Origin of the sequence: Synechocystis sp. PCC 6803 substr. PCC-P, assembly GCF_000284455.1 — a bacterium.
Classification (GTDB): Bacteria; Cyanobacteriota; Cyanobacteriia; order Cyanobacteriales; family Microcystaceae; genus Synechocystis.
Genome location: NC_017039.1, coordinates 663,408 through 682,785 on the forward strand (window position 1 = coordinate 663,408; position 19,378 = coordinate 682,785).

The following is a 19,378-nucleotide window of genomic DNA, read 5'->3' on the forward strand; positions in this document are numbered from 1 at the left end:
ATTACTGCCCAACCTTAGAATTGAGGTTATCGCCCCATGAACAGTTTTGTTTTAATGGCCACCGTTATTCGGGAACCGGAACTGCGCTTCACCAAAGAAAATCAAACCCCCGTCTGCGAATTTCTAGTAGAATTCCCCGGCATGAGGGATGATTCCCCCAAGGAAAGTTTGAAAGTAGTTGGTTGGGGCAATTTGGCCAACACCATCAAAGAAACCTATCACCCTGGCGATCGCCTAATTATCGAAGGACGCTTAGGTATGAATATGATAGAACGGCAGGAAGGCTTTAAGGAAAAACGAGCTGAGCTAACTGCTTCCCGCATTAGTTTGGTGGATAGCGGCAATGGCATTAATCCTGGTGAGTTGTCTTCTCCTCCAGAACCTGAAGCAGTGGACCTTAGTAACACCGATGATATTCCGTTCTAACATCCACAATTCAGCTACTCCCAGTCAGATTTTTCCTTGAACTTGAAATTTCCACAATGGCGGATTCCCTTCCCAATTTAGTCGATCTCAACTTCTTACCTTTTTTAACGGAGGCTGGGGAAATTGATCCGAACTACGAAAAACGTATTGGGGTTTACGCCATTTTTGACCAGCATCAGAATCTACAATACGTAGGCTATTCCCGTAATTTAGCCATTAGCCTGCTGCAACATTTGGTGCGTCAACCAGAGCATTGCCATGGGCTCAAAGTACACATCATCGACCGCCCCGATCGCCAATTATTAGTTCAAATTCAAAACCATTGGTTGGTGGGGCAAAATCCTCCTGGCAATGGTGAAAGTCAGAAAATTTGGGCTGAATCGATTAATGTGCAGGATTATTGGACTCCAGAAGAGGCCGCCACCGTTGCTAAAAGTGAACCAGGGGACACGCCCAAACTTTTGAAAAAAATTGCCCGTAGGCTAGAGGCAGAAGTGTTGGCAAAACTGGAAGCCAGGGGAGTGGCACAACAAATTCGCTTCAATCCCAAGCTGAAAGAACAAGGGCTGTTGGACATCACCTAGGATTCGCCCATAGCTGTCCATTAAAATATAAGGGGATCCAAGATGACCCTGACTGAAAAAAATGGACATTCGAGAGTTTCAAGAAAGTAATGAGAGGCGCCAGTTGCGTAGTAGTTCTATGTTACCATTGACCCTAAATTCGGCAAATATTGCCATGGTGATATCAACCATGTGGGCTGACCTGGAGACAACTTTCGTGGGGCGATGAAATCTAGCAAACCAATGACGGTTATCTGAGTTGTTTCTCTCAATTCCTACTGTTTCTCTTTTGCTAATCCCATGAAACGCATCGGGATGTTCATCCAGCAGTTGTTGATAGGGCCTCCAGTCATCGGTGCAGTACACCGTCACTTTCCACTTTGCCAGTCTCTCCAGCAAACGACTCAGGGTTTGACTATCACGATTTCCCAGTTCCCAGTTCCCAGTCGATGAGTCTCCCAGTAACACGCTCATATGCCTTATCATTATCTATTTGAAACTCTCCATTATTGATTTACAGAGCTTTCCTTTCTTCGTTTCTGGCCCAGTTTCAGGGATCCGCCTCACTCTTCGTTTCTTCGTTGTTGTGAGTTCACGCTCAGCCGGTACTATTTTTCCCCGTCTTTAGAGGCACGTTCTTTTTCATCTCCATACAAAGGAGAAGTTCCGGTTCCTGTCATTAATAATTGTTGTTGGGGCACCCCAATGGCAATTTCCTGGGATTCAAAGGCCACTTTCACCCGCAGTCGCAATTCTCTGGCCACGTCCCATTGTTCCCCCGGCAGGGTCTTAAGCCAAATACGAATAAGAATACCTTGGTGAGAAACCTCTTCAATACCCTTGAGTTCCGGTGCCTGGAGCATTTTAGGATGCCACCACGGATCGTGGTACAGACCCAGCGCCACCTGTTGCAAAACGGCGATCGCCTTTTTGGGATCAGCATCAGCCGCCACCATAACGGAATAATCTACCCTGGACCAGTCTTTAGTTTGATTACACACTGTGCCAATGGCTCCGTTGGGAATGGTGACTAAATCCCCGTTGGGACAACGGATGCGAGTAACAAATAGGTTTGTATCTTCCACTACTCCTTCAAACTCGCCAATCAGAACGAAATCATTAATGGCGAAGGCATCACTCATCAGATTAGAAATACCGGCAATTAAATCCTTGATCAAGTTTTGGGAACCGAAAGACACCGCAAAACCGATGATCCCTGCCCCAGCCAGTACTGTGGCCACCGGCACATCGAACAAACTAAGGGAAAAGACAAAGGCAGTAAAAATACAGACCACCAGGTTAATGCCCCTGACAGCACTACTGACAGTGTTAATTCTAATTTTTCTTCGTGTATATTTGGCAGTTTGTAAAATAGCATAATCGTTTTCAATGGTATGGAAAAAAGACTCAATTAAAAAATCAGATATTTTAATTAAAATTATTGCCGATAACCAAATTAAAGTTAAAGAAATGGGAGTGCCCGATAACTGTCGTCCTAAACGTCGAGTGTTAGGAAAAACCTGCAGAAAAAAAGCACTACCACGGATCCAGATAATAAACAGGAAAAAAATTAGTATTCTCCGGGTAAATACAACTTGTTTGAGGCGGTTTTTCAGGAAGTCGTAAAAATCCTTGCCTTGGAAAAGTTCAAGAATATTTTCAAAAATTTTCTGGTTATCCAAAGAAAATGTCAGGGGAGGATTTTTTTTACTGTCCCCCCAGCCAACATTTCCGAATAGTATAGTTTTGGAGTAAGCACTTAAATAATAAAGAAAAATAGCTATCCGGTCTAAAATTTGAAAAGCGAAGGAATAGCGGGGAATGGCAGCAATATTTTTAAAAATAGACGCATCAATGTAATTATAATCAAAATTTGGGTCTTCCTCCTCCGCCTTAACTAAACAATTAATAGCCATCTTTAGTAAGTGAATTCTGTGTCCCAGCCACCGATAAATAAATAGCACTACCAACGAAACTGTGACCACAATGGTGACAATTACTAGGGCAACTTTTATTTGTCTTCTCAGGGCTTCTGGTTGTCGTTCCCGCCTCGCTCGCATCAGGGCATTGCGGACTTGATCTACGGTTTCGGACGCTAAATCTTCCGGGGTAAGGGCGTATAAATCAGCATCAGCTTTGGTAATGGTGCGAAGAATTTGTGGCCGGAGATTTTTGTCATCGCTAATTTGAATAATGATCGCCCCATTGAGAATAGAACTAGCAACATTTAAGGTTTCTGGATCAAAACCCCGCTGGACAATTTCTTTAAACTTACTTTCAATACGTTGTTGACGATAAACAATTGGACTAAGGGAAGAATCTCCTTCTTTACTAGCATTTCCTGTGGGCACAGCAATCAAAAAAATTGGCTCTCCATCTACCCTAACGGTGGTGTAATCCAAGTTACCAATTCTACCGGATAAATCTGATTCAAAGCCTAGATTAAAAGCTTTATTTTGCAGGGGGAAATCAGACTTGACGGGATCCACTAGGTCAATTTGGGGCGGTAGTTGACTAAGGAGAGTTTGTGCCGACTGGGCTTGGGCAAAACCTAGGCTTAGCAGTAAGGTGAGCAGAGTAAGGGCGATTAATTGACTTAAATTTAATCTTTGATGGCGAAAAATATAATTTTTTCTATTTGTTGGGAGCACTCTGACAACGAATAAATTCCAAAGGGAGGTTATCACTATCGGCAATGAATAAAACTTCATAAATATGATCACCAATTTGTTGTTGCTGGGGATTTAAAAGAATTTTTAACGGCTCAATTTGTTCTGGATTGGTTTGATAGGCTTGGCTAAAACTTTGGCTGAGATTATTCAACCATTCCGGTAAACTTTCTACCTGGTCTGTTAGATCAAAGGAGATATGATAGTAGCCCACGTAATGTTCATCTTTGAAGGCATCAGGGGCGGGTTGGGGTTGGGGAATTTGAATTAATTCAATGCGTCCCCCCAGACCAGTCAACCAGCAAGCTAAGGTATAACCAGTGGTGAACCTTTCCCCCACGGTAAAACCCAATAGCTCATAAAAGGCGATCGCCCGATGGATATTAGCAGTACGAATAGAAACATGGTGCATGATGCTTTATGCTGGGGGAGTTAAGGGGAAATTAACTTTTCAGCGGTGCTCAATTTATTACAACCTTACCAATGTCCGAACTGAAAATCCTAATTGTTGACGACGAACCCCACATTGTAATTCTGCTGGAAGAGGTGTTTGAGCTTTTAGAAGAAGATTACGGGGTGGAGTTATTGACCGCCATGGATGGGGAAAAAGCCTTGGCTTTAGCAGTGGAACATCAACCCCAATTGGTTATTTTAGATGTGATGTTGCCCAAGATTAGTGGTTTAGCAGTTTGTCAACGTATTAAAGAAAATCCTGAGCTAGCTAATACCACGGTGATTTTGCTCACGGCCAAGGGCCAACAGTTCGATCGCCAGGCAGGGTTAGCCGCGGGGGCGGATTGCTACGTAACTAAACCCTTTGGCCCCAGGGATTTATTGGCCCAAGCGAAGGGAATTTTGGGTATTGAAGAAGAGGATTAATAGTCCATTTTAGAAAGATTCAGAGTTAGGGGTATGGTTAATCTCCTGGTCGAGCCAACGTTTTTTCCAGCGGCTGGTGGGCTCCAATGTACTTTTGCTCTGTTCCGCTCGACGACGGGCCAGAATTACTTCCGCTGGATCTGTTCCTGAAGGATCACGGTAGGGGATGGCCGCCTTAGTTTGCAGATGTTCCATTTCCCAGGGGGCAAATATTGATGGGGGTGATGGCTGGTGGCTAGCCAGGGTACCCAGGGGCCGACGACGGGGATGGGGCGGTTGACCGTCTCCCATGGTGGCAATGGACAGTCCGGCCAGTTGTAAACCATGACGCACCGCCGCCGCACTGCAATAGGTGGCTAAACGGCCTGTTGGGGCTAGACGATCGCCTAAATGACAGAGAAATTCCACTGTCCACAGTTGGGGACATTTGGGCGGTGAGAAGGGATCGAGGAAAATAGCATCGACCTTAATATCTCGGGGCACAACGGATAGTAATGTTTGCCGGGCATCCCCGATCGCCAGATGGGCAGTTAAAAATTCCCTGGCAACCATTTCTCTTTGAGCTAGATCCTGCAAAATCTCCTGCACCAAATCCGGCCAACCCTGGAGCAAGCCATTGGCGATCGCCTGGCGGGGCACTTGCAGATCGTTTTCCAAACTGTACAGAGTTACGTGGCAATGGGGATTAATTTGCCAGATGGCTGTTAGGGCCGCCGCTGTGTTGTAGCCCAAGCCATAGCAGACATCAATAATAGTTAACCTGGATTTTTTGGCCGCCAACTGGGGCAAAAGACAGGGATGAACAAACTTTTCGTCCGCCTCCGCCTTAGCACCCCGCTGGGAATGGAACGTTTCCCCAAATTGGGGCGAATAGAACGTAAAAGAACCATCCGCCGTCAACTGGGGAGTAAAAGGGGCCGCACTGGTCAAAAATTAGCCCTCCGTTCCCGGTTTATCCTGGGCCAATTCCCCTTTCAAGGTGGCAATTTCCTCCGTCAGGCGATCGAGTTCCCTTTTCGCCGTCGCAAAATCGATGATGTTATTGGAACCAGTGGCAGTGGTTTTGCTAAGGGGGTTGGGCAGGGATTGTCGCCATTGTGCGAGCAATTGATCCACATACTGACGGGCTTCCGTTTCCGTAGTAGTGCCCTTTTGGGCCCATTGGCTGGCCCGTTGGTCCCATTCCTGTTGCAAATCCTGGAAAGTACCCTGGCGTTTTTGCGGATCCTGCAATGTTTCCACCAAACTAGCGGTGGCTCCCACCGTAATCCGAAAACCTTGCTGGATAGTGTCTAACAAAGTGCTGTTGTTGGTAGTCATCGTTAAAACTTAAGGTAGTTGAAGGTCAGGATTGAGTTCTCCAATGGTCGTTGCATTCAACAAGAACACCGTGGGTGAACCACGTTTGACCCTAAGCTAAACCAAAATGTCCTGTTTCCGCCACTGGACGGGGCACCAAGCCAGTTTCCCAACAGAGTTTCTGGAAATCTTTGATCAACCCACTGCGCTCAATTTGCGAGTACCTATTCAGGTGACCTTTTTGGTTATAGACCAGCAACAGATCAAGTTCCGGTAGGGTGGCAAAATGCAACAATAAATTAAAAATGTCGATGGACCTAATTTGATATTCCTCCTTGGCAAAATTGGGGTGTCTTTGGGCATCCTGTTTATTACTAAAGCAAAATATGGCGGCCGCAGTTTTATTGCCCCCTTGGGCGCTCAGGGTGAGTTTGACTAGATTGTCATTGTGGCGACCAGTCCAAATATAAAGCGTATCCACATTCAGCTTTTTGCCGATTTCTTCAAACAGGGGAGTCATCACCAACTGCACCGCTTTTTTCTCTTCCTCGCTCCCTTGCGCTTGTTGGGACTGTTGTAGGAATTCTTCCTTAAATTTTTTCAGGCTCATAGCTTTTTCAATTTCCAGAGGGTTTAAGACGGTCGGCGATCGCCGTGAGGAACTGATTGCTTAATTCGGGCAACTGGGCTAAATTCTTCACCAGCCGAGTTTTCTCCCCCAAGGACAAATCCATAATCATGCTAACAATTTGTTGAACTTGGTCCACTGTGGGCACCGTGTCTTTGGCTTCACTCGGTCCTTCTTGGTAAGAGTCGCCGTGGTCGGTGGCAAAGGGATCGGAGGCGGTGGAGGCCATGGCTGGTTCAACAAGGCCAGGCTCTGTGGGGGAAAAACCTTGCCTAGTTAACAGATTTCCTTCTTCCAAGGGCGCAAAAAATGGCGGTGGTGGAGGGGGCACAAACTCAATATGACCAAGGTGCTCCCTCGCATCGGTAAGTTTCTGGGCAGTGAAATCCCCAGGGTGGGGAGTCATTTGGCTCAGTAACTGGTCTTCCCAGGGTAATTTCTGCTGCCGGCCGGGGGCTAGGGCTTCTAGCTGAAATTTGCGGACAATGAAGTCCGGAGGCAGTCCCCTTAAATACCAGCGATACATCTCCGCTAACTGGGACTCATCACCATTCCACTCCAAAGCCAATCTGTCCTGTACCTGCACCGGAATGCGGCGACGCAGGGTGGAGAGAGATTGCTGAGAAAATTCGTCAAACTTACCCTGTAACGCCTGAAAATCCTTGGCCGTGGCCTGACTGCCTAATTTGATTAATCGCACAATTTCCGGGGCGATCGGTCTGGGTAACCCATCGACTTTGGGGGAACGGGCCGCTGTTGCCAAACATTTTTGCACGGTCTGGTAGGCTGGACGGTTTTGATCCAGGGGAATCCATTCCACCATCACCCGCTCAAATTGCTTCATCACTGTCATCACCTCCCGATGGAGATGACGCAGGGGAGGTTGGTCAATTTCCTCTAGTCCGTTGACCTGGTCAAAGACCTTTTCATTGTGGCCCTTGACTTCAATGTTGTGGATGCCCAATTGCCGCGCTTTTTGCAAACCAATTAATAAGGCTCGATAGGACGCTTCTGTGCCGGTGGCCGAGGCCAGTAACTGTTTAACGCTGGTTCTTTTCCCCGTGGGCAATAGCAAAATGGCCACTGCGGCCCCTTGACCTTTTTGTCCTAGGGCTTCCCCGGCATAGAACAAAATTGGTATCGAATTACCTGTGCCATTGGGGGGAGAAGAATTAGCCATTGCTGGTGGTGTGGGGTGTTTACAATAACAGGGCAACCAGTTGGAGTAATTGACCGATGTTGGAAAGAATTCTGGAGCCAGAGGTAATGGACACCGAAGCAGAAGCAATGGACTACGATGCCATGGACTTTCAAGCGGTTAATCTGGCTTTTGCCCAGAGAGCTTGCCAACTCGGCCCAAGCAAAGCCACAGTGTTAGATGCCGGTACTGGTACGGCCCGTATTCCCATTCTACTCGCCCAGTTACGTCCTGCATGGCAAATCACTGCCATCGATTTTGCTCGTTCTATGTTGGCGATCGCCAAGGAAAATGTGATCGCAGCGGGGTGTGAAACTCAAATTTGCCTGGAATTTGTCGATGCAAAACAATTGCCCTACGCCAATGGTTCCTTTGACGGAGTGATTGCCAATAGCCTCTGTCATCATTTGCCCAGGCCGCTGGATTTTTTGCGGGAGGTAAAACGGGTGCTCAAGCCCCACGGTTTCCTATTAATTAGGGATTTAATTCGCCCCGAATCCCCGGAAAAATTAGCTGATTTCGTAACGGCGATCGGCTCCGACTACAACGACCAGCAGAGGAAACTTTTTGCTGATTCCCTCCACGCTTCCCTAACTATCGCTGAAATACAAGACTATCTCCAGCATTTGGGTTGGGTCGGTGATGATGGTCCCAACCTGGAGTTACACCTTTACCAGTCTTCCGATCGCCATTGGACATTGGAGAAGAAGTTCCAAAGTTCAACCATAGTACAGCGATAGGACTGCAACGAAGGGAATCAGGTTTCCGCTGATTTGCGTTAAAATTCTCGTAAGCTTTCCCCATCAGGGATTTTTCTCTCGATCCATATGCTACTTTTTTTGGCCCATCCGGCACCAACCTCCCACCAGTACCCTCCAAGACGGATACCCTAAGGCCCTGTTTCGCCCCGTCCCGTCCTCCCACTGCTATCTAGGAGCTTGCCCATGCTACACCGGAAAATCTATCAACTTTGTACCGATGGCCACGAAGTCAGTCTTTACCTGAGGGACCAACAAAGGTGGGTAGAAAATGCCAAAATTCTGACACTGGAGGGGGATTTGGTCACTTTCCGCTATGAGACCGAAGAAGAGGATGAGGTCTGTGCCTGGGAAGAAATGGTGCGCCTGGAAAGCATTGGCTCCGTTAACCGTAAGTTGGCCTCCGTTTCCCGCCTTGGTCATGAACTGCTAATTTCTGAAGATTGTCCAGAGGCGGAACAGTTACTAGCCCGATCGCCAAAGTCCCACCAGGAAGAAGAAGAGGAAGACTGCGACTAAACTGGAACAGATTAAAATAAATTCCCCTATTTTTCCCGGCCCCACTATGACCGAAAATATTGTCCGCGAAACCAGCAAGAAAAAAGAAAGCCCCCCGGAAAATACCTGGTTAGAGTTGGGCAAAACCATGGTTACCGCGGTTATCCTGGCGATCGGTATTCGGACTTTTGTGGCCGAAGCTCGCTACATTCCCTCTTCCTCCATGGAGCCGACCCTGCAGATTAACGATCGCCTGATCATTGAAAAGATCAGTTACCGATTGCGGGATCCGGAGCGGGGAGAAATTGTGGTCTTTAACCCCACTGACGCCCTAAAAGCAAAAAACTTCCACGATGCTTTTATTAAGCGCATTATCGGTTTACCGGGGGATGAAGTTAGGGTTTCCCAAGGCAACGTTTATGTCAACGGCAAAATGCTGGACGAAAATTACATTGCGGCTCCTCCCGCCTATGAATATGGCCCAGTGAAAGTGCCCGATGATCAGTATTTAGTGTTAGGGGATAACCGCAACAACAGCTATGACTCCCACTATTGGGGCTTTGTCCCCCGGGAAAAATTGCTCGGCCGTGCCTTTGTCCGTTTTTGGCCCGTACCCCGGGTAGGCCTGTTGACTGATGATGCTGAGCGAGAAGCAGTAGAAATTAGCCCCCAAGCATGGGAAAGTCCAGCCATTTCCCCCCAGACAGTGCCGGAGAGTCGTTAGATTATAAGCAATCACCACTGTGCGGAGAGAATCAAATAATTATGGTTACCCCCACCCTCGTTAAAACCATCGCCACTGCTGCTCCCCAAACCTTTGACCAATTTTTGAAGCAATGTCCCGAAGAAGGCCGCTTTGAGTGGGTAAATGGAAAAATCATCGAAATGGTTAACACCCGCGAACATAAACTGATTGCTGAGTTCATTCTTTTCGCTTTCCATGACGAAATACGTCGTCTCTCATTAAACTTTGATGTCACCACCCAGGCCACCATCAGAACTGAGATTAAGACCGGCGGTTTTCATGGACGCATTCCGGATGTGAGTGTTATCGATCGCCATGTATGGCGCTCCGATCCCGGTGACTACAGAGCTTTAACTGAGCCAGTCCAGTTAGCAGTGGAGGTGGTTTCTAGTAACTGGGAAACGGATTATTTTGATAAATTGGATGAGTATCAACGCCTTGGCATCAAAGAATATTGGATTGTCGATTATCTGGCGATCGGTAGTCGGGACATTTTAGGGGAACCAAAGCAGCCCACCGTTTCCATCTATACCCTCAATCCAGAAGGAGTTTACGATCGCCAAGCTTTTCAAGGGCAAGAAACCTTAGTATCCCCCACGTTTGCGGAACTGGTATTGACCCCAGAGCAAATTTTTAACGCTTAGTATTGGCATCAACAAGACAAAAAGTGGGGGTTGTATCGCGTCTCAGCCAGGATGGGGCGGAGAGTTTGGTAGAGGCTTAACTATAAGTCCACCAAAAGATAGAACTTCCTCAATTATTCACCTATGGCGTGAGTCAGCAGAAGAGGAATGTAGCTGACAATACAGAGACTTTACCTGGGATTTCTGTTAGTTTTGAGCAGGGGATAGGGTGGGCACAACTCTCTTCTTTTTTTAAACTCTAACTATCAGAAAACCATTTAGGAGCGCTCTTTACAGATGCAGGATTTTTTGAGTAACACAGTGGCGTTGTCGCGGCTACAATTTGCCGTCACTGCCATTTTCCATATGCTTTGGCCGGTATTAACCACTGGTATGGGCATTTATTTAGTAATTATTGAAGGATTATGGCTGAAAACTCGTAATTTAGACTATTATCACCATGCTCGCTTTTGGGCTCGGCTCTACGTTTTAAATTTCGGTATTGGAGTAGCTACCGGTTTGCCCATGGCCTTTCAATTCGGTCTAAACTGGGCTCCTTTTTCGGAATCCGTAGGGGACTTCTTCGGCACAGTGCTGGGCTTTGAGGGCACCATGGCCTTTATGCTCGAAGCCAGTTTTTTAGGCATTATGCTATTTGGTTGGGACCGGGTTCCGCCCTTAATTCATTACCTCGCCACCATTTTGGTAGCCATTGGAGCAAATCTTTCCACCTTTTGGATTCTTTCGGCTAATTCCTGGTTACAGACCCCCGCTGGGGGCATTTTTGTCGATGGAAAATTTGTGGTGCAGGACTATTTTGCGGCGATCGCCAATCCGTTTATGGTTAATAGTTTCCTGCACATGTTCTTTGCCACTTTAGAAACCTCTATGTTTGTCATTGGGGGTATCAGTGCTTGGTGTATTCTCACCGGTCGTCAACCGCAATTTTTTGCCCGCTCTTTGCAGGTAATTTTAGTGGTGGTGATGGCGGTGGCCCCTCTGCAAATTTTCATTGGTCATTTGAGTGCGGAACAAGTATCAGTGCATCAACCGGCTAAACTTGCGGCCATGGAAGCTCTCTGGGAAACGGTGCCAGCCAAAACCCCCGCGGCTTGGAGTGTGGTGGCTTTACCCAACGATAAAGCAGAAAAAAATGACTGGGAACTGAGCATTCCCGGCGCATTGAGCTACATTTTGGAACTTAAACCCCAACTGGATAAACCCATTCAAGGCCTGAAAGATTGGGCCCCGGTTGATCGCCCGAGGATGGTGGGCTTAATTTACTATTCTTTCCGCATTATGGTGGCCATTGGACTCTTTTTTGCCGCTCTCATGGCCGTGACAGTACTGCAATGGTTGCGGGGGAAATTGAAACCGGAAATTATCAGCCAACAAAAATGGCTACTGCGGGCTTGGGTCTTTGCCGCTCCGTTGGGTTATTTAGCAGTGGAAACGGGCTGGATTGTTCGTTGTGTGGGGCGACAACCCTGGATCGTTTACGGAGAGATGCGGACAGCAGAATCGGCCTCCAACCTGCCCCCCGGTGAAATTCTTTTTTCCCTAACCGGGTTGAGTGTAATGTATATCGTCTTTTTAATTGCCACTCTCTATTTCGGCAGTCGCATTATCCGCAATGGGCCGGATTTAACCTTGCCTGCTCCCCGAGGTTCCGAAGCTTCCCTTTGGGGCACTGTGACCAAGCATGAAACCAACCGCCGTCCCGCTGAAATTGCTGAAGTTAAGGAGTAACCCATGGAACCGTTAGAACCGCTACAACATTTTCTGCCCCAGGTTTGGTTTTTCATTTTGGGGTTATTTCTCTTTCTCTATGTCCTGTTGGATGGGTTTGATCTGGGGGTGGGGATTTTGTCCCTTACGGCTTCCAGCGAAGAACGGCGCAGTATTCTGATGACCAGTTTGGGTAATGTTTGGGATGCCAACGAAACCTGGTTAGTTTTAATGGGCGGCTCTTTATTTGGGGCTTTTCCCCTGGCCTACGCCACCATTTTGAATGCTCTCTATTTACCGGCGGTGATTATGGTGGTGGGGTTAATTCTCCGGGCAGTGTCCTTTGAGTTTCGGGAAAATGCTAATCGTAAATTAGTCTGGAACATCGCCTTTGGGGTCGGTAGTTTCCTCGCCGCCCTAGGTCAAGGTTTTGCCCTTGGCAGTGTGTTTGAAGGCATTACCGTCGATGCCCAGGGACATTTTGCCGGCACCATGTGGGATTGGCTGACTTGGCGATCGGTCATTGTGGCCCTTACCCTCATCCAGGGTTATGTGTTGATCGGCTCCACCTATCTCATTTTGAAGACGGAAGGAGAATTGCAAAAAACCTATTTCAAGACGGCGGCGATCGCCACTTGGACCACTTTGGCGGGGGCGGTGTTTATTACCATTAGCACTCCAGCTTTTTCCGAAGAGGCCAGGGCCCAATTGTTTACCGCTCCGTTGGTGTACATTTTTGCCGCCATTCCCCTGGTGGGCTTACTGTTCATTGGCCTACTGTTGCGGAGTTTGTATCTGCGGGAAGAAAATACCCCGATTATCTGGACATTTTTAGTCTTTTCCCTTTCCTTTATTGGTTTGGGTTTCATTATTTTCCCCAACATCATTCCCCCCAGCGTCACTATTTATGAAGCGGCGGCGGCCCCCAGTTCCCTAGTGTTTATGCTGACTTTCATTGGTTTCCTGATCCCGATCCTGTTGTTCTACAACATCTACAATTACTTAGTTTTCCGGGGCAAAATTGTCACCGACTAGGGAGTTCGTTGCAATAAACAGCGATACACCGGACGTTGCAAATTAAAACAGGCAATTTCCCTTTCTGTGGGTACCCCCAGTGGATTTTCTGCCAACCAAGGGGTGTCATGGGTAAAAACAAAATTGTCATTTTCGGCAAAACGGTCCCTCATATCCTGGGCCACGGGCTCCACATCCGATTGCAGTAAAACTTCCCCTCCTGGAGGCAATGCGTTGGCGATCGCCGTCACTAGTTCTGGTTGGGCCACTCGGCGTTTATTATGTCGTTGCTTAAACCAGGGATCGGGAAATTGGATGCTGACCCGTTGCAGAGTGGGGGGAAAGGCGGAAAAGAATTTTTCTGGCTCCACATTGATGTTGCCAAACAGGTAATGGAGATTTTTTAACCCCAGACGATCGCCGGTTTCGTTGGCCTCTAGCACCAAGGGTTGACGGATTTCCACCCCTAAAAAATTCCAGTCGGGGTGTTGTTGAGCCATTTTGAGGGGAAAGCGACCCCGGGCACAGCCAATATCTAGATGCAATGGTCGTTGGACATCGTCATAAACGGTGGCCCAATCGGGACAGGCCAACACCTGCCGATATTTTTCACTGAGGGGGTTGACGTGTTGGCGGATGCGGACTCTAGCCAAGGAAATTTAGCCTAATTCAACATTTATCTTCACAGCCATTTTCTAACATTTTCGCAATTTACGATTGCTTTCTCTGTCCCTGGCTATGCCACCAGTGCCAACAATCCTGGGCGATCGCCCAATCTTCTTCGGTGTGGACAATCAACACCGTCACCAAGGAGTCGGAGTGAGAAATGACAGTATCCCTTGGCGATCGGTTATTCAACTCTGGATCAAGTTTTAAACCTAGAAATTCAAAAGCTTGGCAAACATCTGCCCGCACAGTGGCGGCATTTTCCCCCACCCCGGCGGTAAACACCAACGTATCCAAACCTTCCAAGGAAGCAATCATTTGCCCCAAACAACTCCGGAAGCGATGGATATACATGACATAAGCCAATTGAGCTTGTTCATTACCCTCTGCTTTGGCCTGCAAAATGGTACGAAGATCCGCCGACAGCCCAGAGACTCCGAGCAAACCGGATTTTTTATTGAGGGTGGTGTTAATTTCCGCCGGGGTTAACCCTTGGGTTTCTTGCAAAAAAAGTAGAATTGCCGGGTCAATGGAACCGCTCCGGGCCCCCATCATCAAGCCTTCTAGGGGAGTGAAGCCCATAGTGGTATCAATGCTGACCCCATTTTTAATCGCCGTTAGGGAGGCACCGTTACCAATGTGGCAGGTGATGAGTTTTAAATCCGCCAAAGGTTTACCTAAAATTTCCGCAGTTTTCTGGGCACAATATTTGTGGCTAGTGCCGTGGAACCCATAGCGACGGATGCCTAAATTAGTCCAGGCTTGAGGAATGGGATATTCGGCAGCAGGGGTGGGAATGGTGCGGTGAAAAGCCGTGTCGAACACAGCGATCTGGGGCACTTCCCCCAACACCAACAGTGCGCTGATTGCTTCAATGCCCTCTAGGTGAGCAGGATTATGGGCTGGAGCCAGGGGAATTAAGTCTGCAATGGCCTGTTGCACTTCCGGCGTGATCAAAGTGGCTTCGGCATGATCCGTTCCTCCATGGACCACTCGATGGCCCACCAGGTCAATCTCTGCCAAACTTTTCAACACTGCATCATCCCCCGTTACCAGGGTGTCCAACATTCGGGCTATACCTTGTTGGCGATCGCCAGTTTCCAGAATGATCACTTGTTTTTGGCCAGCAGTTTCCACCGTTAACCGCCCCTGATTTGCCAACACCGTCCAATCAATGAAAGCCTCCCATAAGGGCTCCGGTATCGTCTCCGGTAGGCGATCGCCAGTCAGCTCATAAAGACAACTTTTTTGACTGCTGGAACCGGCATTGAGAATCAGGAATTTCATTTCAATTCGGTTTGGAAAAGTTGTTTCACTTTTTGCCAAGCATCGGCGGCCGCTTCGGCGTTATAGCTAGCCCTTTGGTCACAGAAAAAGCCATGGTCTGCGCCTGGGTAACGGAAAATTTTATGGTTCACCTGATACTTGGTTAAAGCCTGTTCAATCTGCTCCGTATCTGCCATGGGAATGCTGGTATCTTCCAAGCCGAAGAAGGCGTATAAAGTGCCCTGAATTTTATCGGTATAGGTAATGGGCGGTTCCGCTGTCCCTGGAGCCCAATGGGGAATACCCGCGCCGTAAAAGGAAGCCGTGGCCTTGACTGTGGGTAAACTAGCCCCTAAATAGACAATCCAACCACCAAAACAAAAACCAATTAATCCTACTTCTTCCGGTTTAACGTTGGGTAAAGTTTGGGCGTAGGCAATGGTGGCTTCCAGATCGCTCAAAATTTCTGCACTACTAGTCTGATCTTTGAGCTTTCTACCCGCTTCAATACCTTCTGGGGTATAACCCTCTTCAAAACCTGGCGCTTGCCGTTGATAAATGGCCGGGGCGATCGCCACGTAACCTTCTTTAGCCACCCGTTCTGTCACGTCCCGGATATGGCTATTAACTCCAAAAATTTCCTGAATCACAATCACCACGGGATATTGACCCACGGCCACCGGCTCGGCCAAATAGCCTGCAATTTGCAAATTTTGGTTGGGAATGGTGACCAAGGTGGTCTTGATGTCAACAGTCATAAACTACCCGGAAATAATAACTCCTAGCCTATCTCAAAATCTGTACTGAAAGCCCTGTCTGAGAACGGCGATCGCTTCTGTCGGCTACTAATTCCGCTTGTGGGCCCCATGAAAAAGCAATAGGAGAAATTTACGTCTGCTGGATTTAGGCTCCCAGAGGGAAAACATTATCTGCCAACGCCGGGAAAAACGTTAAAATCACAAATTGTAACTGTTGTTACTTAAAGGTAACCACCGTTGTGTTTTTTGCAATCTAAGGGAATTGAAAATAATGTTTAAACCCAGCTTACTTTTGTCTTTGCTTGTTGTGGGCTGTTTGCTAACGGTTACCGGTTGCGGTGGTGGCAATCAGAGGGAGGAAGGTCAACCCACTCAACAGAACATCGAACAGCAAGAAAATAACAACGGGAATGCCAATACCAATGATGATGATAATGACAATAACGACGACGATGAGGAAGATGACAACAAAGATGGAGATGATTAAGGCGGTTTGATTCCAACTACCCCAGTGAAGATTCTTTTCATTAGCAACGGCCACGGAGAAGACCTCAACGCCGGCCTGATCATCGATGCCCTGCAACGGTGATCGCCGGAATTTGATCTATTTGTTCTGCCTTTGGTGGGAGAAAGTAAAGCCTATCAAAAGGCCCTTTGATCTAAACCATGAAAAGTACGGTTTACATTGAAACTAGTGTGATTAGCTATCTTGCGGCTCGTCCCAGTCGGGATGTCGTTGCGGCTGGACATCAACAGGTCAGCTACGAATGGTGGGATACAGAGCGCACGAAGTTTTCCCTTTACACTTCAACTCTAGTCCTTCGGGAGGCCAGTAGCGGTAACCCAGAGGCCGCATCAGCCCGTTTAGAATGGTTGCAGGGGATTCCCGTTATTGCTATCACCCAAGAGGCTGAGGCTCTTTCTGAATATCTTATTCAAAGAGCAGCCCTTCCCCAGAAAGCAGTGGCAGACGCATTACATATTGCAACGGCGGCTTATCACCAACTTAATTTTTTGCTTACTTGGAATTGTAAGCACATTGCCAACGCAGCTAAACGTCACCGTATTGAATGTGCCTGCCGAGAATTTGGCTTTGAGTCCCCTATCCTTTGTACCCCCGAGGAATTACTCGGAGTTAATTCTGATGTGGAATGACCCTATAGTTGAAGAAACACGACGGTTACGAGACGAGTATGCGGCCAAACATGGTCACAACATCCACGCTATTGTGGCAGATCTCAAGAGTTGGCAAGAGCAAGGCTTTCCCCTTGTAGGCCAGAAAACTGAAGTGCTTCAGCCTAAACTTTTATCCTCCCTAAATCCTCACGATCAAGAGTCAGAATGACCAAAGTGGCTCTATCAGAATTACCCCAGTGAAGATTCTTTTCATTAGCAACGGCCACGGAGAAGACCTCAACGCTGGCCTGATCATCGATGCCCTGCAACGGCGATCACCAGAATTTGAGTTATTTGCTCTGCCCTTGGTGGGGGAAGGTAAAGCCTATCAAAATAGGGGAATTAGCATCATTGCGCCTACCCAACCTTTACCCTCGGGAGGGATCATTTACACTGGCTTTTTAACCTGGTGGCGGGACATTGTTGGGGGTTTAGTGGGTCTAACTATTAAGCAAATTAAGGCCCTACTCAAACAAAAACATCAGTTTGACCTGATTGTGGCGATCGGGGACATTGTGCCCCTGGCTTTCGCCCGTCTAAGTGGGAAACCCTACCTAAGTTTTTTGGTGGCCAATTCCAGTTACTACGAAGGCCGGTTGTCCCTACCCTTTACCGTGACCTGGTGTTTAAAATCTCGTCATTGCCTAGGGGCGATCGCCAAAGATAATTTTACTGCCCAAGATTTAAGTCAACGGGGCATCAACATCCGCTGGTTGGGCTATCCCATTATGGACGCTTTACAACCGACGGGACAGCAGCTACGACGGGACAGCAAAACTCTCATTGCCCTTTTGCCCGGTAGCCGGGTGCCGGAAGCGGTACATAATTTGGCTCAATTATTGCCCTTGTGTGGAGCCATTGCCCAGGAAAAAGCAGTGGATTTTTGGGCTGCCCTCGTGCCGGCAGTGACGGTGGAACATTTACAAAACCTAGCAAGGGAGCATGGTTGGCAATACCACGGCGATCGCCTGGAAAAAGATAATTGCACCATTCATTGCTCCTGGGATCAATTTGCTGACATTTTGCACCAAGCGGATTTAGTGTTGGGTATGGCGGGGACCGCGGTGGAGCAGGCCGTGGGTTTAGGCAAGCCAGTGTTGCAAATCCCTGGTCATGGTCCCCAATTTACCTATGGTTTTGCCGAAGCTCAAATGCGATTATTGGGCTGTTCCGTCACCACCGTCGGCAAAAATCCCCAGGAAGCTAATTTAATCAGTCAAGCTAGTCAGAAAGCGCTGGCAATTCTGGCGGATCAACATTATCAGCAACGCTGTCGGCACAATGGACAAGAGCGCATTGGCTCCCCCGGTGGTTCCCTGGCGATCGCCAACCACATTGCCGCAACTGCCAAAACTTTGGCTGACAAGGGGTAGAATGCGGTCAACATAGCCGTGATTTACTGCCACTAACTGAACAAATCAAGGAAAAGTCTTCCCTTTAACAACCCGAAAATCCCCAAGAAGATTAGGATAAAAACATCTAGGCCAATTTTAATCGTCCTCCGCGTATGAGTATCTACGATCCCAACCCAGATCAGTCTCTAGCCAGAATCGACGCCCTAGAGAAGGAGTTGGCCAACCTCAAAGCCAGTCATAACACCCTGGACATCCAAAATAAAATTCTGAAAGGCTTTATCTCCCTCACCAACGTCTCGGCGGGGCGGATGTTAATTAAGGCCACGTTGCAAAAAACCATGGAAGCCTCCATTCACCAAACGGGGGCCCAATTGGGCAGTCTTTTCTTACTAGATGGGGACGGCAGGGTCACGGAGAGTATTTTAGCCAGGGGAGCCACCGACCAAAGCCAGAAAAAGAATATTGTCGGCCAAGTGCTGGACAAGGGGCTAGCGGGTTGGGTCAGGGAAAATAAAAGAACTGGTCTCATCAACGACACCACCAAGGATTACCGTTGGCTAAAACTGCCCGACGAACCTTACCAGGCCCTGTCCGCCCTGGGGGTCCCTATTGTTTGGGGGGACGAACTGTTGGGGATTTTGACTCTGATGCATTCCCAGGTGAATCATTTCACCCCGGCCTGTGCCACTGCCATGGAAAAAACGGCAGAATTAATTGCTCTAGTCTTGAACAATGCTCGCATTCAAACCAAGCATAAGCAAAATGAAACTCTGATTCAACAGGAAGACGACTTATTAAACCAAGCTATTCTCTGGTTTCCCAGTATAATTTTTATCCTAGATAACCAGGGAGTATTGCTCAAATGTGGGGGCAAATATTTAGCCCAGATTGGTCTTGACCCTAAGGAAAGCATTGGTAAATCAATTTATTATTTATTACCTGAGGCTAATGAACTAAAAAGCCTGACCAGCCATGCCCTAGCTAACAACATTATTGAGTCTGTGAGCGTGCAGATGGAACGAGTCGACCACGGCACTTGGTTCTATGATGCTTGGTTTTCTCCTATCCTAGATAACCATGGCCAGGTTTCTAATGTTGTTTGTATGCTTTTACCAGCCTAAAACAGGGA

General features: G+C 47.8%; 22 protein-coding genes and 1 pseudogene. 13 read left to right on the top strand and 10 right to left on the bottom strand.

The annotated features are described in order from the left end of the window. Positions 1-36 precede the first annotated feature (36 nt). A complete protein-coding gene (locus tag SYNPCCP_RS03080) occupies positions 37-426 on the top strand; it encodes a single-stranded DNA-binding protein (protein WP_010871800.1) in 390 nt (129 codons plus the stop codon). Positions 427-482: 56 nt separating this feature from the next. Next, positions 483-1,010 (top strand): GIY-YIG nuclease family protein, encoded by a 528-nt coding sequence (locus SYNPCCP_RS03085; protein ID WP_010871801.1) that lies wholly within the window; start codon positions 483-485, stop codon positions 1,008-1,010. A 78-nt stretch (positions 1,011-1,088) separates the two neighbouring features. Here the strand turns inward: SYNPCCP_RS03085 and SYNPCCP_RS03090 are convergent. The 3 genes and pseudogenes from SYNPCCP_RS03090 to SYNPCCP_RS03100 form a co-directional block, all read right to left on the bottom strand. Continuing rightward, positions 1,089-1,470 (bottom strand): annotated as a pseudogene (locus tag SYNPCCP_RS03090) (IS1 family transposase); the annotation flags it as partial. A 127-nt stretch (positions 1,471-1,597) separates the two neighbouring features. Further along, positions 1,598-3,640 carry a mechanosensitive ion channel family protein gene (locus tag SYNPCCP_RS03095; protein WP_020861482.1) on the bottom strand — a complete coding sequence of 681 codons (2,043 nt, stop codon included), beginning with the start codon at positions 3,638-3,640 and terminating at the stop codon, positions 1,598-1,600. Further along, positions 3,624-4,070 (bottom strand): VOC family protein, encoded by a 447-nt coding sequence (locus tag SYNPCCP_RS03100; protein WP_010871804.1) that lies wholly within the window; start codon positions 4,068-4,070, stop codon positions 3,624-3,626. Before SYNPCCP_RS03100 ends, SYNPCCP_RS03095 begins: the two co-directional genes overlap by 17 nt. Positions 4,071-4,141: 71 nt before the next feature. Between SYNPCCP_RS03100 and SYNPCCP_RS03105 the strand changes: the two genes are divergently transcribed. After that, positions 4,142-4,537, top strand: coding sequence for a response regulator transcription factor (locus SYNPCCP_RS03105; protein ID WP_010871805.1), 396 nt, complete (start codon positions 4,142-4,144; stop codon positions 4,535-4,537). A 9-nt stretch (positions 4,538-4,546) separates the two neighbouring features. Here SYNPCCP_RS03105 and SYNPCCP_RS03110 read toward each other — a convergent pair whose 3' ends face one another. From SYNPCCP_RS03110 to SYNPCCP_RS03125, 4 genes are all read right to left on the bottom strand, one after another. Continuing rightward, on the bottom strand, positions 4,547-5,467 hold the full coding sequence (locus tag SYNPCCP_RS03110; protein WP_020861483.1) for a tRNA (5-methylaminomethyl-2-thiouridine)(34)-methyltransferase MnmD: 921 nt from the start codon (positions 5,465-5,467) through the stop codon (positions 4,547-4,549). Positions 5,468-5,470: 3 nt separating this feature from the next. Then, entirely contained in the window at positions 5,471-5,857 is a 387-nt protein-coding gene (locus tag SYNPCCP_RS03115; protein WP_010871807.1) for a hypothetical protein, read from the bottom strand. Positions 5,858-5,948: 91 nt separating this feature from the next. Continuing rightward, positions 5,949-6,446 (bottom strand): hypothetical protein, encoded by a 498-nt coding sequence (locus tag SYNPCCP_RS03120; RefSeq protein WP_010871808.1) that lies wholly within the window; start codon positions 6,444-6,446, stop codon positions 5,949-5,951. Between the two features lie 7 nt (positions 6,447-6,453). Next, positions 6,454-7,644 carry a reverse transcriptase-like protein gene (locus SYNPCCP_RS03125; RefSeq protein WP_010871809.1) on the bottom strand — a complete coding sequence of 397 codons (1,191 nt, stop codon included), beginning with the start codon at positions 7,642-7,644 and terminating at the stop codon, positions 6,454-6,456. Positions 7,645-7,700: 56 nt separating this feature from the next. Here SYNPCCP_RS03125 and SYNPCCP_RS03130 point away from each other — a divergent pair, with 56 nt between their 5' ends. The 6 genes from SYNPCCP_RS03130 to cydB all read left to right on the top strand — a co-directional run bounded on the left by SYNPCCP_RS03130 (position 7,701) and on the right by cydB (position 13,049). Next, entirely contained in the window at positions 7,701-8,402 is a 702-nt protein-coding gene (locus tag SYNPCCP_RS03130; protein WP_010871810.1) for a class I SAM-dependent methyltransferase, read from the top strand. Between the two features lie 204 nt (positions 8,403-8,606). Beyond that, positions 8,607-8,939: a DUF6679 family protein gene (locus SYNPCCP_RS03135; protein ID WP_010871811.1), complete on the top strand. Its 333-nt coding sequence runs from the start codon at positions 8,607-8,609 to the stop codon at positions 8,937-8,939. A 46-nt stretch (positions 8,940-8,985) separates the two neighbouring features. After that, a complete protein-coding gene (lepB, locus tag SYNPCCP_RS03140) occupies positions 8,986-9,642 on the top strand; it encodes a signal peptidase I (protein WP_010871812.1) in 657 nt (218 codons plus the stop codon). A gap of 41 nt (positions 9,643-9,683) precedes the next feature. Continuing rightward, positions 9,684-10,307 carry a Uma2 family endonuclease gene (locus SYNPCCP_RS03145; protein ID WP_020861484.1) on the top strand — a complete coding sequence of 208 codons (624 nt, stop codon included), beginning with the start codon at positions 9,684-9,686 and terminating at the stop codon, positions 10,305-10,307. Between the two features lie 276 nt (positions 10,308-10,583). Beyond that, positions 10,584-12,035 carry a cytochrome ubiquinol oxidase subunit I gene (locus SYNPCCP_RS03150; RefSeq protein WP_010871814.1) on the top strand — a complete coding sequence of 484 codons (1,452 nt, stop codon included), beginning with the start codon at positions 10,584-10,586 and terminating at the stop codon, positions 12,033-12,035. 3 nt (positions 12,036-12,038) lie between these two features. Continuing rightward, positions 12,039-13,049, top strand: a complete 1,011-nt coding sequence (gene cydB / locus SYNPCCP_RS03155; RefSeq protein WP_010871815.1) for a cytochrome d ubiquinol oxidase subunit II — start codon at positions 12,039-12,041, stop codon at positions 13,047-13,049. Here the strand turns inward: cydB and trmB are convergent. Genes trmB through SYNPCCP_RS03170 form a run of 3 tightly spaced genes read right to left on the bottom strand, consistent with a single transcriptional unit; the run spans position 13,046 to position 15,718 of the window. Beyond that, entirely contained in the window at positions 13,046-13,681 is a 636-nt protein-coding gene (trmB, locus tag SYNPCCP_RS03160; RefSeq protein WP_010871816.1) for a tRNA (guanosine(46)-N7)-methyltransferase TrmB, read from the bottom strand. The genes cydB and trmB overlap by 4 nt on opposite strands. Before the next feature lie 58 nt (positions 13,682-13,739). Further along, complete coding sequence (locus SYNPCCP_RS03165; RefSeq protein WP_010871817.1) at positions 13,740-14,981, bottom strand: acetate/propionate family kinase; 1,242 nt, start codon at positions 14,979-14,981, stop codon at positions 13,740-13,742. Then, a complete protein-coding gene (locus SYNPCCP_RS03170; protein ID WP_010871818.1) occupies positions 14,978-15,718 on the bottom strand; it encodes a dienelactone hydrolase family protein in 741 nt (246 codons plus the stop codon). The genes SYNPCCP_RS03165 and SYNPCCP_RS03170 overlap by 4 nt, the downstream gene beginning before the upstream one ends. Before the next feature lie 271 nt (positions 15,719-15,989). Here SYNPCCP_RS03170 and SYNPCCP_RS03175 point away from each other — a divergent pair, with 271 nt between their 5' ends. The 4 genes from SYNPCCP_RS03175 (at position 15,990) to SYNPCCP_RS03195 (ending at position 19,370) form a co-directional block, all read left to right on the top strand. Next, positions 15,990-16,205: a hypothetical protein gene (locus SYNPCCP_RS03175; RefSeq protein ID WP_010871819.1), complete on the top strand. Its 216-nt coding sequence runs from the start codon at positions 15,990-15,992 to the stop codon at positions 16,203-16,205. 179 nt (positions 16,206-16,384) lie between these two features. Next, positions 16,385-16,873, top strand: a complete 489-nt coding sequence (locus SYNPCCP_RS03180) for a type II toxin-antitoxin system VapC family toxin (RefSeq protein WP_010871820.1) — start codon at positions 16,385-16,387, stop codon at positions 16,871-16,873. A gap of 218 nt (positions 16,874-17,091) precedes the next feature. Continuing rightward, positions 17,092-18,267 (top strand): lipid-A-disaccharide synthase-related protein, encoded by a 1,176-nt coding sequence (locus SYNPCCP_RS03190; protein ID WP_010871822.1) that lies wholly within the window; start codon positions 17,092-17,094, stop codon positions 18,265-18,267. A gap of 134 nt (positions 18,268-18,401) precedes the next feature. After that, the gene (locus SYNPCCP_RS03195; protein WP_010871823.1) at positions 18,402-19,370 is read left to right on the top strand and encodes a GAF domain-containing protein; all 969 of its coding nucleotides are present in this window, start codon (positions 18,402-18,404) and stop codon (positions 19,368-19,370) included. Positions 19,371-19,378 lie beyond the last annotated feature (8 nt).

Excerpts from the sequence above, each read along its gene's own strand:
- SYNPCCP_RS03080 (WP_010871800.1), top strand. The coding sequence starts at position 37 with ATGAACAGTTTTGTTTTAATGGCCACCGTTATTCGGGAACCGGAACTG.
- SYNPCCP_RS03085 (WP_010871801.1), top strand. The coding sequence starts at position 483 with ATGGCGGATTCCCTTCCCAATTTAGTCGATCTCAACTTCTTACCTTTT.
- SYNPCCP_RS03100 (WP_010871804.1), bottom strand. The coding sequence starts at position 4,070 with ATGCACCATGTTTCTATTCGTACTGCTAATATCCATCGGGCGATCGCC.
- SYNPCCP_RS03105 (WP_010871805.1), top strand. The coding sequence starts at position 4,142 with ATGTCCGAACTGAAAATCCTAATTGTTGACGACGAACCCCACATTGTA.
- SYNPCCP_RS03115 (WP_010871807.1), bottom strand. The coding sequence starts at position 5,857 with ATGACTACCAACAACAGCACTTTGTTAGACACTATCCAGCAAGGTTTT.
- SYNPCCP_RS03120 (WP_010871808.1), bottom strand. The coding sequence starts at position 6,446 with ATGAGCCTGAAAAAATTTAAGGAAGAATTCCTACAACAGTCCCAACAA.
- SYNPCCP_RS03125 (WP_010871809.1), bottom strand. The coding sequence starts at position 7,644 with ATGGCTAATTCTTCTCCCCCCAATGGCACAGGTAATTCGATACCAATT.
- SYNPCCP_RS03130 (WP_010871810.1), top strand. The coding sequence starts at position 7,701 with ATGTTGGAAAGAATTCTGGAGCCAGAGGTAATGGACACCGAAGCAGAA.
- SYNPCCP_RS03135 (WP_010871811.1), top strand. The coding sequence starts at position 8,607 with ATGCTACACCGGAAAATCTATCAACTTTGTACCGATGGCCACGAAGTC.
- lepB (WP_010871812.1), top strand. The coding sequence starts at position 8,986 with ATGACCGAAAATATTGTCCGCGAAACCAGCAAGAAAAAAGAAAGCCCC.
- SYNPCCP_RS03145 (WP_020861484.1), top strand. The coding sequence starts at position 9,684 with ATGGTTACCCCCACCCTCGTTAAAACCATCGCCACTGCTGCTCCCCAA.
- SYNPCCP_RS03150 (WP_010871814.1), top strand. The coding sequence starts at position 10,584 with ATGCAGGATTTTTTGAGTAACACAGTGGCGTTGTCGCGGCTACAATTT.
- cydB (WP_010871815.1), top strand. The coding sequence starts at position 12,039 with ATGGAACCGTTAGAACCGCTACAACATTTTCTGCCCCAGGTTTGGTTT.
- SYNPCCP_RS03165 (WP_010871817.1), bottom strand. The coding sequence starts at position 14,981 with ATGAAATTCCTGATTCTCAATGCCGGTTCCAGCAGTCAAAAAAGTTGT.
- SYNPCCP_RS03170 (WP_010871818.1), bottom strand. The coding sequence starts at position 15,718 with ATGACTGTTGACATCAAGACCACCTTGGTCACCATTCCCAACCAAAAT.
- SYNPCCP_RS03175 (WP_010871819.1), top strand. The coding sequence starts at position 15,990 with ATGTTTAAACCCAGCTTACTTTTGTCTTTGCTTGTTGTGGGCTGTTTG.
- SYNPCCP_RS03180 (WP_010871820.1), top strand. The coding sequence starts at position 16,385 with ATGAAAAGTACGGTTTACATTGAAACTAGTGTGATTAGCTATCTTGCG.
- SYNPCCP_RS03195 (WP_010871823.1), top strand. The coding sequence starts at position 18,402 with ATGAGTATCTACGATCCCAACCCAGATCAGTCTCTAGCCAGAATCGAC.